The organism is Variovorax sp. PAMC28562, from assembly GCF_014303735.1.
Classification (GTDB): domain Bacteria; phylum Pseudomonadota; class Gammaproteobacteria; order Burkholderiales; family Burkholderiaceae_C; genus Variovorax.
On record NZ_CP060296.1, the window covers coordinates 3460102 to 3475311 of the forward strand.

Annotated in this window: 15 protein-coding genes; 5 read left to right on the forward strand and 10 right to left on the reverse strand. The window is 63.5% G+C overall.

Annotation, left to right across the window (positions count from 1 at the left end):
• Positions 1–25 precede the first annotated feature (25 nt).
• Complete coding sequence (locus tag H7F36_RS16255) at positions 26–241, forward strand: molybdopterin-binding protein (RefSeq protein ID WP_187051788.1); 216 nt, start codon at positions 26–28, stop codon at positions 239–241.
• 27 nt (positions 242–268) lie between these two features.
• On the opposite strand, the gene H7F36_RS16260 is transcribed toward H7F36_RS16255, so the two are convergent.
• From H7F36_RS16260 to H7F36_RS16270, 3 genes are all read right to left on the reverse strand, one after another.
• Positions 269–1276 (reverse strand): Bug family tripartite tricarboxylate transporter substrate binding protein, encoded by a 1008-nt coding sequence (locus H7F36_RS16260; RefSeq protein WP_187051789.1) that lies wholly within the window; start codon positions 1274–1276, stop codon positions 269–271.
• A gap of 162 nt (positions 1277–1438) precedes the next feature.
• Positions 1439–2707 carry a rhodanese-like domain-containing protein gene (locus H7F36_RS16265; RefSeq protein ID WP_187051790.1) on the reverse strand — a complete coding sequence of 423 codons (1269 nt, stop codon included), beginning with the start codon at positions 2705–2707 and terminating at the stop codon, positions 1439–1441.
• Positions 2708–2735: 28 nt separating this feature from the next.
• Complete coding sequence (locus H7F36_RS16270; RefSeq protein WP_187051791.1) at positions 2736–4010, reverse strand: acyl-CoA dehydrogenase family protein; 1275 nt, start codon at positions 4008–4010, stop codon at positions 2736–2738.
• 110 nt (positions 4011–4120) lie between these two features.
• Between H7F36_RS16270 and H7F36_RS16275 the strand changes: the two genes are divergently transcribed.
• Genes H7F36_RS16275 through H7F36_RS16290 form a run of 4 tightly spaced genes read left to right on the forward strand, consistent with a single transcriptional unit; the run spans position 4121 to position 8108 of the window.
• Positions 4121–5155, forward strand: a complete 1035-nt coding sequence (locus H7F36_RS16275) for an ABC transporter substrate-binding protein (protein WP_187051792.1) — start codon at positions 4121–4123, stop codon at positions 5153–5155.
• A 36-nt stretch (positions 5156–5191) separates the two neighbouring features.
• Complete coding sequence (locus H7F36_RS16280; RefSeq protein ID WP_187051793.1) at positions 5192–6301, forward strand: LLM class flavin-dependent oxidoreductase; 1110 nt, start codon at positions 5192–5194, stop codon at positions 6299–6301.
• A gap of 2 nt (positions 6302–6303) precedes the next feature.
• Positions 6304–7125 carry a class II aldolase/adducin family protein gene (locus H7F36_RS16285; protein ID WP_187051794.1) on the forward strand — a complete coding sequence of 274 codons (822 nt, stop codon included), beginning with the start codon at positions 6304–6306 and terminating at the stop codon, positions 7123–7125.
• An 8-nt stretch (positions 7126–7133) separates the two neighbouring features.
• Positions 7134–8108 carry an ABC transporter substrate-binding protein gene (locus tag H7F36_RS16290; protein ID WP_187051795.1) on the forward strand — a complete coding sequence of 325 codons (975 nt, stop codon included), beginning with the start codon at positions 7134–7136 and terminating at the stop codon, positions 8106–8108.
• A 96-nt stretch (positions 8109–8204) separates the two neighbouring features.
• On the opposite strand, the gene H7F36_RS16295 is transcribed toward H7F36_RS16290, so the two are convergent.
• The 7 genes from H7F36_RS16295 to cyoA form a co-directional block, all read right to left on the reverse strand.
• Positions 8205–8774, reverse strand: coding sequence for a response regulator transcription factor (locus tag H7F36_RS16295; RefSeq protein ID WP_187055018.1), 570 nt, complete (start codon positions 8772–8774; stop codon positions 8205–8207).
• On the reverse strand, positions 8764–10104 hold the full coding sequence (locus H7F36_RS16300; RefSeq protein WP_187051796.1) for an ATP-binding protein: 1341 nt from the start codon (positions 10102–10104) through the stop codon (positions 8764–8766). The genes H7F36_RS16295 and H7F36_RS16300 overlap by 11 nt, the downstream gene beginning before the upstream one ends.
• A 4-nt stretch (positions 10105–10108) precedes the next feature.
• Positions 10109–10744 carry an SURF1 family protein gene (locus H7F36_RS16305; protein ID WP_315971422.1) on the reverse strand — a complete coding sequence of 212 codons (636 nt, stop codon included), beginning with the start codon at positions 10742–10744 and terminating at the stop codon, positions 10109–10111.
• A gap of 77 nt (positions 10745–10821) precedes the next feature.
• The gene (cyoD, locus tag H7F36_RS16310; protein WP_187051797.1) at positions 10822–11223 is read right to left on the reverse strand and encodes a cytochrome o ubiquinol oxidase subunit IV; all 402 of its coding nucleotides are present in this window, start codon (positions 11221–11223) and stop codon (positions 10822–10824) included.
• On the reverse strand, positions 11220–11837 hold the full coding sequence (gene cyoC, locus H7F36_RS16315; protein WP_222620388.1) for a cytochrome o ubiquinol oxidase subunit III: 618 nt from the start codon (positions 11835–11837) through the stop codon (positions 11220–11222). Before cyoC ends, cyoD begins: the two co-directional genes overlap by 4 nt.
• Before the next feature lie 28 nt (positions 11838–11865).
• Positions 11866–13869 (reverse strand): cytochrome o ubiquinol oxidase subunit I, encoded by a 2004-nt coding sequence (gene cyoB / locus H7F36_RS16320; RefSeq protein WP_187051799.1) that lies wholly within the window; start codon positions 13867–13869, stop codon positions 11866–11868.
• A gap of 100 nt (positions 13870–13969) precedes the next feature.
• A complete protein-coding gene (cyoA, locus tag H7F36_RS16325) occupies positions 13970–15049 on the reverse strand; it encodes a ubiquinol oxidase subunit II (RefSeq protein WP_187051800.1) in 1080 nt (359 codons plus the stop codon).
• Positions 15050–15210: the final 161 nt, after the last annotated feature.

The following is a 15210-nucleotide window of genomic DNA, read 5'->3' on the forward strand; positions in this document are numbered from 1 at the left end:
TCATTCAATTTCCAAGGAGTCTTTCATGTCCATTCAAGCCATCAACGTACGCAACCAGTTCAAGGGAAAGATCAAGGAGATCATCCGCGGCGACGTGGTGTCCGAGGTCGATGTCGAAACGGCCTGGGGCATCGTGACCTCGGTCATCACGACGCGTTCGGTCGACGAGCTGCAGCTCAAGCCGGGTTCCGATGTGGTGGCGCTGGTGAAGTCGACCGAGGTGTCGATCGCCAAGCTCTGATGCGCAAGACGGTCTGTCATTCGCGGGCTACTCCGCTTTGATGCCGACCGCTTTCACGATCTGCGCATAGCGCCCGTATTCCGCGGCGACCTGCTTTTGAAACTCGCGTTGCGGTTGGCCGGTCGCTTCGATACCCTGCGCCGCCCACTCGGCGCGCACCGTAGGAGACTGCACGATGCGACCGGCGTCGGCAGCAATGGCATCGATCACGACCTGCGGCGTGTGCGCCGGCGCGAACAGGCCGAACCACGTCCCTGCGCGATAGCCCGCATAGCTTTCCGCAACGGTCGGCACGTCGGGCAGCAATGCATGCCGACGCTCGCCTGTGGAACCCAACGCGACCAGCCGACCGGTGCGGATGTGCGGCATTGCTGGACCGACGGCGATGAACATCACGTCGACCTGTCCGCCGATCACGTCTTGCAAGCCCAGCGGCCCACCGCGGTAGGGAATGTGCGTTGCATAGATGCCGGCGCGCGCCTTCAATATTTCCATGGCCAGTTGCTGCGGACTGCCATTGCCGGCCGAAGCGAAGTTGTAGCGGCCGGGCTGCGCCTTGGCGGCACGCACGAAGTCGGCGAGCGAATGAAAGCCGGTCTTCGGATTGGCCACCAGCACGAAGTCGATCTGGCCGAGCGAGACCACCGGCAACAGATCGCGCTGTGCGTCGTAGGGCAGGTCGTGCTGGATGTTCGGCAGGATGGTGATCGGCCCGTCGGCACCGACCAGCAGGCTGTAGCCATCGGCCGGGGACTTGGTCAACGCGTCGGCCGCGAGGATTCCGGCGGCGCCGGCGCGGTTGTCCACGACCACGGGTTGCTTCCACTGCTCGGCGAGTCGCATCGCGAGCGAGCGCGCCAGCACGTCGGGTGAACTGCCGGGCGTGTTGGCGACTGTGATGTGGACCGCCTTGGTCGGGAAGGTCTGCGCCTGGATGGGGAGAGCGAGCGTTGCCGTTGCCAGTGCGAGCGCAAGTGCGGAGGCGAACGTTGCGAGCTTCGTGAGGAAGGGTTTGAAGACAGGGTGAGCACGCATCGCGGAGCCTTTGATCAAAGAGCAAAGGGCGAGATTCTGGTGGCGCAAGAGCGATCGGCAAACGACCGTTTCGTCAGATGCATAGTTGCCGGCGGCATAAGCGGAAGCAGAAGCGGAAGCGGAAGCAAAGGCATGGGCAGCGGCAGCGCCCTTCGATTGGCGTCAGATCACTTCGAAGTGGTGCGTGCCATCGCGTGCGAGTTGCGCGACCAGGCCGTACTCCCAATCGAGATACGCCTGCATGGCTTCGGGCGGCGCATCGGTGCCTTCGTAAGGGCGTCGGTAGCGATGCGGGTTGGGCGCAGGGCGGGCGGCGGCTGCATCGAACGGCGGGCCGGCTTCACTGAACGCGTCTGCCGCAGGCGCGGCGACCACGTAGACATCCCAGCCCATTTGCGCGAGCCACGAAGCGGTCATGGGCGCACGCGCACCGTCGTCGTCGGCCAGCACGATGCGGGCACCGCGCACCGGAACATGGTGATCCGTCTCCTGCACCAACTGACCGCCGGGTGCGCTGGCGAAGGTCGGCAGATGCGCTACGGCATATTCCTCGGGCGTGCGCACGTCGAAGCGATAGACCGTGCGGTCGGGTGCTTCGAGCGAGTCGATGGCATCGAGCGAAATCCGGCGCACGCCAGCGCGATCGGCGACGCGCCTCGCGTCTGCGCGGGCCTGCGCGCGATGCGCATCGCTGACCACGTCTGGCGCTCGTTTCTGCGCGCCCTGGTCCAACACCTGGCCGGCCAGCTTCCAGCCGATCGTCCCGTTGCGCAGCGCGGTCACCGGATTGGGAATGCCCGCATTCACCAGCGACTGCGTGCCGATGATGCTGCGCGTGCGTCCCGCGCAATTCACGATCACGCGCGTGGCCGGGTCGGGCGCCAGTTCGCGCACACGCAGCACCAGCTCGGCACCCGGCACGCTGGTCGCGGTCGGGATGCTCATGGTTTGGTACTCGTCGAAGCGGCGCGCGTCGAGCACGACGACGTCAGCTTTTGCGTCGATCAGCGCCTTCACTGCTTCGGCGGAAAGCGAAGGGGTGTGGCGCTCGTGTTCGACGAGTTCACCGAACGATTTGCTTGGCACGTTGACATCGCGGAACAGCTCGCCGCCGGCATTGCGCCAGCCGTCGAGGCCGCCTTCTAATCGATGCACTTGCGTGTAGCCGAGAGCGCCGAACCGGCCGGCGGCGTCTGCCACCAGGTCTTCGCCGTCCTGCTCGCCGTAGAGGACGATGACGGTGTCGAGTCGTGGAATACGCCGCTGCGCATCGGCTTCGATGCGGGCGAGCGGCAGGTTCGCCGCCCACAGCGGATGTTCCTGGGCAAAAGGGTGTTCTTCGCGCAGGTCGAGCAAGGCGGTTTCTTCGCGTGCCAACAAGCGGGCGCGCACCTGTTCGAATGTGAGTGCGCTGGTGGAGAGTTCTGTCATGTCCGGAGTATCACGCGCCGGGTGTTCATCACACGGTTTGCACAATGGCTCGCTTGCCCGCCGCCACCAGGATCGCATCGTTCTGTGGTGTGTGGATGCGGCTGCACAGCACGTCGCGGTAGTGCCGCTCCAGCGGGTTGTGCCGCGCGAGACCGTGGTTGCCGCTGAGCTGCAGCGCGATCTCCACGGCGCGGATTGCGTTGTTCGTGACCGTGTACTTCACGAGTCCGCTGTCGGCGGCCGGCTGTGCATGCCCGGCATCGACGGCGGCTGCGGCATCGTCGAGCAAGACGCGGCTGGTCCGCAGCAGCGCTTCGATTTCTCCAACGGCTTCCTGCATTCGCGGCAGCGTCGACAGCGCTGCGCCGAGGTTGCCCGGCGCACGGTGATTCAAGAAGTTGACCAGCCAGTCGCGTGCGGCCTGCGCCACCGCGTCGTAGAGGCTTCCCAGCAGCACGATCATCCAGGCCTGTTGCGTGGCGTGGGCGTCGATGTCGGTCTGGCTGCCAGCGTCCGGCGCCCAGTCGGCAGGCGCGCGCAGATCGACGGCCTGGTCGAGCGGAATTTCGACGTCTTCGAACACCACTTCGTGGCTACCAGAGGCGCGCAAACCGAGGTGGTCCCAACTCGCGATGACGCGCACGCCGGGCGCATCCCGCGGCACCAGGAACACGCCCACGCGTGGATCGATCTCGTCGTCCGTGCGGCCCCAGACCGACAGCCAGCCCAGGCCTTCGATGCCCGTCGTGTAGAGCTTGTGGCCGTTCAGTTTCCAGACGGTATCGGCGCCAGTGCCTTCGCGTCGCGCCGTGGTAGCGGGCAGGCCGCCGCGTGCTGGCGAGCCCAGCGCCGGCTCGACCCGCAATGCATTGATGAGCGCACCGTGCGAGACCGCATCGCGCGCAACACGCTCGCGCAGATGCGCCGGCCAGCGGCTGTCGGCTCGTCCGATGCCTTGGTGTTGCAACCACGTCATCATGAGGATGAGGGCGGTCGCCGGCTCGCCGCGCGCCACGGCGGAGACTACACGCCGGGCCGTGCCGAGCGATGCGCCGCCGCCGCCGTATGCGACTGGAGCGACCAGCGCCACCAGCCCGGCGGCCTGCAGCGCATCGAAGTTCTCGTGCGGAAAGGCGCCGCTGAGATCGAAGTCGGCTGCGGTGGCGGCGAACTGCGAGGACAGTCGTGCGAGCAGATCCGCGTCGATCGATTGCAGCTTTCGAACCGCTTCGATGGGATCGGCGGCGGCATCGAAAGAAGAGGGAGTCGCGGTCGCAGCGCGGCGCAAGGGTAGGGCACTCATGACCGCTGAAGATAGCGATGCAAGCGGGAACCGGGAACGACGCATCGCGCATAAGCAAACGCGTTTTTCTGCGTTCCCTTTTGCCCGTCGCGCCGGTACGGTGATGCATCATGAAACCTCTCTCATCCGAACCTCGCGTCGATTCGCCGTTCGCATCGCGTCGTCGCCTGCTGCAAGTCGCCGCCGCGGCCTGGGGCGCCGCGGCAACTTCGAGCTGGAGCGCAACCGGTGCCCAGGCCGCCGCGCCCGACCTGCGCGGCGTCACGCTGCGCATCGGCACCTACAAAGGCTTGTGGCGCCCGTTGCTGCAAGCCTCAGGACAGGCCGACACGCCCTACAAGATCGATTGGCGCGAGCTGAACAACGGCGGCCTGCACATCGAGGCCATCAACGGCGATGCACTCGATGTCGGATCGGGCAGCGAGATCCCGCCTGTCTTCGCGGCGCGCCAGAAAGCGCAGGTGAAACTCATCGCCGTCACGCACGAAGACCTGAACAACCAGGCCACGCTGGCGCGCAAGGACGCGCCCATTCGCAGCATCGCCGATCTCAAGGGCAAGCGCGTCGGCTACGTTCGCGCGACCACCTCGCACTATTACCTGGCAAAGCAACTGGCCGAGGCTGGCCTGAGCTTCGCCGACATCCAGGCCATCAGCCTGACGCCGTCCGATGGTTTCTCGGCCTTCGCGCGCGGCGACCTCGATGCCTGGGCCATCTACGGCTACAACGGCCAGCTGGCGCGCACGCAGTACGGCGCACGCACCATCAAGACGGGCGTCGGCTACCTGTCGGGAAACTTCCCGATCTACGCCAATCCGCGCACGATCGATGACCCCTTGCGACGCGCCGCCATCGCCGACTTCCTGCAACGGTTGCAACGCTCGTTTGCGTGGATCAACGGCAACTTCCTGGCCTACGCGCAGGCGCAATCGGCCGAGACGCGCGTACCCGTCGGAGACATCGTCGAACTCTTCAACGGGCGCAGTGGCGACTACAGCCTGGCCGCTGTCGACGACGCCGTGATTCGCAGCCACCAGGACGTGGCCGACACCTTTTTGAAGATCGGCGTGCTCGATGCGCCCACCGATGTGCGTCCGCTGTGGGACCGCAGTTTCGAGCGCGTGTTGCGCGCGCCGACGGCCTGAACGCCTCTCCTATTTCATCACCCCAGAGGAACCCCCATGCGGCAAAACGATATCGAATTCATCGGCATGATCCAGACCCAGAAAGTCTCCGAGACGCACGCGGCCCAAGGCCCGGCGATCGACCGCGACTACGTGCGCGCCTTCGCGCAAGCCCACGAGCAGGCGGGCTTCGACCGCGTGCTCGTGCCACACCATTCGACCGGACCAGATGCCACGCTCACCGTCGCCTACGCGGCGTCGGTGACCGAGCGCATTCACTTCATGCTCGCGCATCGACCCGGCTTCGTGTCGCCTACGCTGGCGGCGCGGCAGTTCGCCTCGCTCGACCAGTTCAGCGGTGGCCGGCTCGGCGTCCACTACATCTCCGGCGGCTCCGACGATGAGCAAAAGCGTGACGGCGACTGGCTCGATCACGACCAGCGCTATGCCCGAACCGACGAATACCTGGAGGTGCTGCGCAAGGTCTGGACGGCCGACAAACCCTTCGATCACAAGGGCGCGCACTACAGCGCTGTCGGCGCTTTCTCCGAAGTCAAGCCGTTGCAGACCTTGAACGGCAAGCCGCATGTACCCGTGTATTTCGGTGGTGCTTCCGATGCGGCGATTCCGGTCGCAGGCAAGCATGCGGACGTTTATGCGCTGTGGGGCGAATCACTTGATCAGGCGCGCGAGCTGACGACGCGGGTGCGTGCCGAGGCAGCAAAACATGGGCGCACGGTCCGCTTCTCGGTGTCGTTCCGTCCCATCCTTGCCGAGACCGAAGACCACGCCTGGGCACGCGCCGACGGCATCCTCGAAGAGACGCGACGGCTCCGCGTGGTGCAGGGCTTCGGCCGCGGTGGACCGCAGCAGAGCGAAGGCGCCAAGCGTTTGCTGGCCGCTGCCGACAAAGGGCCGCGCGTCGACAAGCGGCTGTGGACCGCAGTGGCGCAGGAGATCGGTGGGCGATCGAACAGCACCGCGCTGGTCGGCACGCCCGAGCAGGTGGCAGATGCCTTGCTCGATTACTACGACCTTGGCGTGACGACCTTCCTGATTCGCGGCTTCGATCCGCTGGAAGACGCGACGGACTATGGGCGCGAGTTGATTCCGCGGACGCGGGATTTGGTCGCGCAACGGCTTGCCTCGCAACGGAAGGCAGCGTGAACATGAGTGAAGTTCTCTTCATCGATCGCGGCATTACGCGCCTCAAGCTCAACCCGAACCCGCAACAGAAGTATTGGTTCGATGCGCCCGCGGTAAGGCCGACGGTCGAAGCCGAACGCCGGCATCGACAGGAGCGGCTGGCCGGCGCATTCCGCCTGTTCGCGCGCTTCGGTTTCGCGCAAGGTCTTGCAGGTCACATCACCGCACGTGACCCTGAGTTGACCGATCATTTCTGGGTCAATCCGCTGGGCTTGCACTTCTCGCGCATCAAGGTCTCCGACCTGTTGCTGGTCAACGCCAAGGGCCAGACAGTCATCGGCGACCGCCCGCTGAACAAGGCGGCCTTCGCGATTCACGCTGCCATCCACGAACACAACCCGAAGATCATCGCCGCCGCCCACACGCACTCGACCTACGGCAAAGCCTGGTCGACACTCGGCCGCAAGCTCGACACGCTGACGCAGGACACCTGTGTGTTTCATGACGACGTCGCGCTGTTCAGCGACTTCACCGGGATGGTGGTCGACGAGAGCGAAGGTCTGCGCATCGCGAAAGCATTGGGGGACCGCAAGGGCGCGATCCTGAAGAACCACGGCATCCTGACCGCTGGCCCGACCGTCGAGGCCGCCGCGTGGTGGTACATCGCGCTCGACAACGCCTGCCACACGCAACTGCTGGCCGAAGCTGCCGGTGCGCCGCAGCCGATCGACGATGCGGTGGCGCGTCATACGCATGGACAGATCGGCGGATCCGAAGGCGCGCTGCATTCGTTCGAGAGCCTGTTCGAAGGCCTGGTCGAAGCCGAACCAGAACTGCTGGATTGAAATCCGACATGACCCGCCACTGGACTTTGATTCCGACCCCGATCAATCGCCGTCGTGCGCTCCATGGCGTGGCAGCCGCCATCGCGCTACCGGCCCTTTCTCTCGGAGCGCAAACGCGTCCGTTGCTGAAAGCCGGCGACCAAAAAGGCGGCCTGCGCGCCTTGCTCGAAGCCGCCAACGCGCTCGACGGTGTGACCTACGACATTCAGTGGTCGGAGTTCCCCGCGGCTGCACCGTTGGCCGAAGCGCTCAACGCGCATGCGGTCGACCTCGGCCCCATCGGCGATGCACCGCTGGTCTTTGCGCTGGCGGCGGGCGCGCGCGTGAAGGCCATCGGTGTCAGTCGCTCGGATTCCTACGGCACGGCAGTGCTCGTGCGGCCAGACTCACCGTTGAAGACGGCGGCCGATCTCAGGAGCAAGAGCATCGCGACCAACCGCGGATCGATCGGGCACTACGTGGCGCTCAAGGGGATCATCCGGGCCGGCCTTAAGCCCGAAGACGTGACCTTTCGCTTCCTGGCCCCGCCCGATGCCAAGCTCGCGCTGACCCAAGGCTCCGTCGATGCTTGGGCGACGTGGGAACCGTATACCGCGCTGGCCGAAACCACGGGGCACTCACGCGTGTTGGTGAACGGTCGCAGCCTGCTGCCTGGTCTTGGCTTCGTCGCCGCGACCGAGTCGGCCATCGCCGCCAAGCGGCCAGTGCTGCAAGACTTCATGCAGCGCCTGACGCGAGCGCAACTCTGGTCGTACCGCAACGTCGATGCCTACTCGGCAACGATGGCACGCATCATCGGCATTCCGGTGGAGGCGGCCAGGCTGCAGTTCGAACGGCGCCAGCAGAAATGGGTCGCGGTCGATGCCAAGGTCATTTCCGACCAGCAGGGCACGGCCGATTTCTATCAGCAGGTCGGGCTCATCAAGCAGCACCTCGACGTCAGAGCCATCTTCGATCCGGGCTTCGAAGTTGTTGCAGGTTGAGCCAGCGACGCTTCGACTGAGCAAACGCCGCGGCGTAAGACGCGAACGCGGTGCCTGCCGCATGGTAGGCGGGCGAGTTGGGCCGCTGCGCTGCGCTTACTTGACCTGCTGCTTCTCGAGCTTGCGCGCCAGCGTGCGGCGGTGCATTCCGAGCCGCCGCGCGGTCTCCGAGATGTTGAAGCCGGTCTGTGCCAGCGTCTCGTGAATGCGCTCCCATTCGAGGGTCTTGATCGACGATGAGCGGTTGGTCAGTTCGACTTCGGCATTGCCCGCCGCTCGGCCGAAGGCGGCCTCGATGTCATCGGTGTTCGACGGTTTCGCCAGGTAGTAGCAGGCACCGAGCTTGATGGCCTCGACAGCGGTCGCGATGCTGGCGAAGCCGGTCAGCACCACGATGAGCATGTCGGGGTCGTGCGCATGCAGCGCGCGAACGCAGGCCAGGCCCGATGCTTCGCCGTTCAGCTTGAGGTCGACCACGGCGTAGCCGGGCGTTCGGCCCGACGTTTCGTCGTTGCCCTCATGACCATCGCCTTCCACCAGCGCAAGCGCCGAATCGAGGCTCGTCGCGAGCATCACAGCGTAGCCGCGCCGCTCGAAGGAGCGGCCGAGCGTCCGGGCGAAGGCGGCGTCGTCTTCGATGATGAGCAGCAGGCGTTCAGTTTCCATCGTCATCGTCGTGATCTTCTTCGTCTTCTTCTTCGAGGGTGATCGCTGCCAGAGGCAAGGTGATCGTCACCACGGCACCGCCTTCGGGCCGGTTGCGCGCCACCACGCTGCCACCCAGCGTGCGCGCCACGTTGACGACGAGGAACAGCCCGAGTCCGCCGCCGGTACGTCCCTTGCTCGACTGGTAAGGCTTGCCGAACTGGGCCAGCATTTCTCGCGGGAACCCGGGACCCGCATCGGTGACCGTCAACGTCAATGCGTTGGCTGCGACATCGTGCGTCACGTCCAGGCCCACGCCGTGCGGCGAAGCCTCGATGGCGTTGTCGAGGACGTTGCACACCATCTGCTTCAGGGCCGAGTCCGACACCATCGGCATGTCGGGCGCGAAGAGGTTGCGGTAGACGAAGACGCGGCTGTTGCGCGTGGTGCGCCACTCTTCGGCCAGGTCGTCGAGGAAGGTGCAGATGGTCGTCTTGACGGACGACTCGCCACGCGCTTCGCCGGCCGACAGCAGGATGCCGCTCACGATGGTCTTGCAGCGCTGCACCTGTGCCTGCATTTCGCCGACCTCCTGCAACAGCTCGGCATCGGCTGTGAAAGCCGGCATGCGCCGCCAGTCGCCGAGGATCACGGCCAGCGTGGCGAGCGGCGTGCCGAGTTCGTGCGCCGCACCCGATGCGAGCAGGCCCATGCGCACGATGTGCTCTTCTTCGGTGGCACGCTGGCGCAGGTCTGACAGCCGCGCATCGCGCTCGCGCAAATTGCCGTTGATGCGTGTGATAAAGACCACCAGCAAGCCCGCATTCAGCGCAAAGCAGATCAACATGCCCTGCAGGTACGGGCTGGACAGACCGTGGCTCAGGTCGGAGGAAAGCGGCAGGGGCCGGCCAAACACCGCAAGGCCGACGAAACACGCAGTGGTAATGCCGACCATCGTGCGGACGGACCACGCATCGAGCAGTACGGCTCCCAGGGTGACCTGCAGCAGGTACAGAAAAACAAAGGGATTGGTGACACCGCCGCTCAGGTAGAGCTGTGCAGTCAGGGCGCCGACGTCGACCAGCAGTGAGACGAAGAGTTCGGTCTTGGTGACCGCTCGCGGCACACGCCAGCGCAACAGGCTCGCAAGGTTGAACGCGGTGAGGCCGGCCAGCACGGCGAGCATGAGGTTAATCGGCAGACTGATGCCGAAGCCGTAGTACACGACTTCGATCGTGACAAGTTGGCCGACCACCGCGATCCAGCGCAACTGGATCAGCTGCTGCATGTTCTTCAAGCCGCTGGCATCGTCGAAACGTCCCGCACCGACAGCTTCCGTGGGGCTCGTCATGAGATCAGCCGAGGCGTGGTGTGCGTTCTTCGCGGACGAACCACCAGCCAGCGAGAGCGGTCATTAGCGCCAGCGCAAACCAGGTGAACACGTAGACCAGATGGTTGTTGTAGAACGCAATCACGGTGAGACCCGCGCGGGGCCATTGAAGGTCAGTCTCTGTCGACGGGGCATCTTCGTCGACAAAAAAAGGTGCTGCATCGGCCACGTTGCGCGCAGTCGCGATGGCCGCCACATCGCGCGAGAACCAGCGGTTAGCGGCAGGGTCGTTGTGTCTCAGGAAACCGCCACGGGGTTCGGTCATGCGCAGCAGGCCCGTGACATCGACCTCGCCGACGGATTCGGTGGTCTTGCGCTTTGCACGATCGACTTCGTCGGGTGGCACGAACCCGCGATTGACGAGGATCGCGCTACCGTCGGTGCGGCGCAAAGGCGTCAGCACCCAAAAACCGCTTCCGAGTTTGGTACTGGCTTGGACTAAAGTTTCGCGCTCGTACAGAAACTCTCCTCTGAGCTTCACGTGCCTGTACTCGTCATCGGAATTGTTCACTTCCGCCCACTGCGCCATTGTCGGCGGTGAGGTGGCAGGGAGGTGAACACGCTGGTTGACCCGTTCAATCAGATCGAGCTTCCAGGCCAATCGCTCTATCTGCCAGATGCCAAGCGCAATGAATCCGGCAAAAACCAGGAACGCGCAACTGGCCAGTGCAATTCGCTTCAAGGCATGTTCTTCATTTCCTGCATGGACGGCGGCATCATGTTGTAGTTCAGGTGGTACATCACCCAGATCGAGCCGCTGAGCGTGATCACGACCAGCACCAACGTGAAGACCAGCGCCAGCAACGACCACCCGCCTTCTGTCTTGGTGCTCATGTGCAGGAAGTAAATCATGTGAACGACGATCTGAACCGCAGCCAATGCAAGGATGACGAATGCCGTGGTGCTCGACTTGTCGAATACCTTGCCCATGACGATCGCGAACGGGATCGCAGTCAGGATGACCGCCAGCACGAATCCGGTCATGTACCCGTTGAATGTGCTGTGCGGACCACCAGCGTCGTCTTCGTGGTGTCCGTCGTGCGGTCCGTGAGGTGAAGTTGCTTCGATGTGTGCGCTCATTGCAGGGATCCCATCAGATAGACAAAGGTGAAGACGCCGATCCAGACGACGTCCAGGAAGTGCCAGAACATCGAAAGGCACATCAGTCGCCGACGGTTCTCCAGGATCAGGCCGCCGCGCGATACCTGGACCATGAGCGTCACGAGCCAGACGATACCGAAGGCCACGTGCAAGCCGTGCGTGCCGACCAGCGTGAAGAACGACGACAAGAATGCGCTGCGTTGGGGTCCAGCGCCTTCGTGGATGAGGTGCGCGAATTCATACAGTTCAAGGCCGATGAAGGCGGCGCCCAGCAGGCCGGTAACCGCGAGCCAGGCCAACACCGGTCGCAGCCGCTTGCGCTGCATCTCGAGCATGGCAAAGCCATAGGTGATGGACGACAGCAGCAGCATCGAAGTGTTCAGCGCCACCAGCGGCAGGTCGAACAGGTCTGCGCCCGAGGGGCCGGCGGCGTAGTTGCGGCCCAGCACCGCATAGACCGCGAACAGCACGGCAAAGATGAGGCAGTCGCTCATCAGGTAGAGCCAGAAACCGAGCAACGTGCCGTTTTCCGGGTGTACCTCTTCGGCTACGAAAAATCGCAGATTGGCGGGCGTACTGACTTTTTCAGCCATGGTGCCGGGCGGTGGGGAAACAGTGAACTCAGACATGGCTGGCCAGCAGTTGCGTACGTTCGCTTTCGATGCGGAAGACTTCGTCCGCACCGATGTAGAACTCGCGCTTGTAGTTGAAGGTGTGGCCGATGGCGACGACCACGATGGCAAGGAAGGACAGGGCGGCGAGTGGCCACATGTGCCAGATTGCCGCAAAACCGAATACCGCGCTGAGCCCGGCCAGAATGATGCCGGCGCCGGTGTTCTTGGGCATGTGGATGGGAATGAAGCCTTGCAGCGGCCGCACGTAGCCCCTCTTCTTCATGTCGGTCCAGGCATCGCCGTCATGGACTTGCGGCGTGAAGGCGAAGTTGTACGGTGGCGGCGGTGACGAGGTCGACCATTCGAGCGTACGGCCATCCCACGGGTCGCCGGTGGTGTCACGCAGTTTTGCGCGGTCGCGGAAGGTCACGTAGAACTGGATCAGCATCGACAGGATGCCGAGTGCGACCAGGAACGCGCCGAAGGCGGCGATCTGGAACCAGATCTGGAGTGACGGGTCGTCGAAGTGACTCATACGGCGCGTCACGCCCATCAGGCCCAGCACGTAGAGCGGCATGAACGCGAACCAGAAGCCGGTGATCCAGAACCAGAACGACACCCGGCCCCAGAACGGATCGAGCTTGTAGCCGGTCGCCTTGGGGAACCAGTAGTTGATGCCGGCAAACGCACCGAACACCACGCCGCCGATGATCACGTTATGGAAGTGGGCCACCAGGAACAGGCTGTTGTGCAACACGAAGTCGGCTGGAGGCACTGCAAGCAGCACCCCGGTCATACCGCCGATCGTGAAGGTGATCATGAAACCGATGGTCCACAACATCGGCACCTCGAAGCGGATGCGGCCGCGGTACATGGTGAACAGCCAGTTGAATATCTTCGCCCCGGTCGGGATGGAGATGATCATCGTGGTGATGCCGAAGAACGAGTTGACGCTGGCACCCGAACCCATGGTGAAGAAGTGATGCAACCAGACCAGGTAGGACAGGATCGTGATGACGATCGTCGCGTAGACCATCGAGGCGTAGCCGAACAGGCGCTTGCCCGAGAAGGTCGAGACCACTTCGGAGAACACGCCGAACAACGGCAGGATCAGGATGTAGACCTCCGGGTGACCCCAGATCCAGATCAGGTTGACGTACATCATGGCGTTGCCACCGAAGTCGTTGGAGAAGAACGCAGTGCCCACGTAGCGGTCGAGCGCCAACAACCCGAGGACGGCGGTCAGCACCGGGAAGGCGGCGACGATCAACACGTTGGTGCAGAGCGCGGTCCAGGTGAAGATGGGCATCTTCATCAGACCCATGCCCGGTGCGCGCATCTTGACGATCGTCGCGATCAGGTTGATGCCCGACAGCAGCGTGCCGATGCCCGCGACCTGCAATGACCAGATGTAGTAATCGACCCCTACGTCTGGGCTGTAGGCAATCCCCGAGAGCGGTGGATAGGCCAGCCAGCCGGTGCGCGCGAAGCCGCCGAAAAACAGCGACATCATGACCAGAACGGCGCCACTGGCCGTCATCCAGAAACTCAGGTTGTTGAGAAACGGGAATGCAACGTCGCGTGCGCCGATTTGCAACGGTACTGCGAAATTCATCAACCCCGCGATCAGCGGCATGGCGACGAAGAAAATCATGATCACGCCGTGCGCGGTGAAGATCTGGTCGTAGTGATGGGGCGGCAGGTAACCCACCGAATCGCCGAAGGAGACGGCTTGTTGCAAGCGCATCATGATGGCGTCGGAGAAGCCGCGCAGCAGCATCACCAGACCCAGAATGATGTACATGATCCCGATTTTCTTGTGGTCGATGCTGGTGAACCATTCGCGCCAGAGGTAGCCCCATACGCGGAAATAGGTCAGGGCGCCAAGCATCGTTGCGCCGCCGAGTCCGATGGCGATGAAGGTCACCAGCAAGATCGGGTCATGAAAAGGGATCGCGTCCCAAGTAAGGCGGCCGAAGACGAGCTTCGTAATATCTAGATGGTCGAACATCGTGGGTCCGGGTGACGAAAATTAGGCTGCGCAATGCGGCGCAGTGAGAGGCAATCGGGTTGAAGTAGCTTTGAGGGCAGTCGCGCGATGCGGATGCTCGTCAGAGCGGACGGTCCGCGGGAGACAGCGCGATGTCTGCCGGATAGTCGCGGGCGGTGCACATCGCACCGACGTACAGCCGTGCGGGCTTTGGGTCGACGCCGGGTGCCGGGCGGGCAGCAGAAGCACTCGAGGCCAAGTTGACCGCGCCAGGAATGCCGAGACCACCCCTTGCGTCGATTGCCATCATTTCTTTCATGCACATCTTGTTGTTCTCGACGCAGCGGTTCAGGATGGCTTCGTACAGTCCGGTTGCCACGGTGGCATACCGACGTACCGGGTCGCGCTCGCTGGGCTGTTCGAGCTGCTTGTAGCCATCGCGGGTCAATTCCGTTTTGTCGGCCTTGGCGGTTTCGACCCACTTGTCGAACTCGGCCGTGCTCATGCCGTGGAACTTGAAGCGCATGCCGGAAAAGCCGGCGCCGCTGTAGTTCGCTGAAAAACCGTCGAAGGCGCCTGGCTTGTTGATCACAGCGTGCAGCTTGGTCTCCATGCCGGGCATGGCGTAGATTTGCCCAGCGAGTGCAGGAATGAAGAATGAATTCATTACCGACGATGCAGTGATCTTGAAACTGATGGGCCGGTCAACCGGCGCGGCCATCTCGTTCACCATGGCGATTCCTTGTTCGGGGTAGATGAACAGCCACTTCCAGTCGAGTGCCACCACTTCGACGACCAGCGGCTTGACGTCTGCCGGAATGCTTCGCTCCGCGTCCAGCCGCGCCAGGGGGCGGTAGGGGTCGAGCGTGTGAGTGCTGATCCAGGTCAGCGCGCCCAAGGCGATCACGATCAGCAGCGGCGCTGCCCAGATGACCAGTTCGAGCTGGGTCGAGTGGTTCCAGTCAGGGCGGTAATCGGCATGCGCGTTGGCGGCCGATTTTCTGTAGCGCCACGCGAAAACCACCGTCAGCACGATCACCGGAACGATGATGAGCAACATCAGCAGCGTCGACGTGATGATCAGGTTGCGCTGCTGGACAGCAATGTCGCCCGAAGGGTTCATGGACACCATGTTGCAAGCCGACAGGAGTGCAATGGCGGGCAGAAGAAGTAATCCGCGAAGTTTCTTGAGCTGGGTCATACCGGACAATTTAAAGTGGACTCGGTCTTGATAATTCGCAGAATCTACGCCGATCGGGCTATTCTTGGCATTGGACGTTTTGTCCTATGGCAACTTTCCCCAACCAGTGCGAACCTATCGCATCCGGGCGAACGAAACCCATCCTCAAACACGAGCAAGAA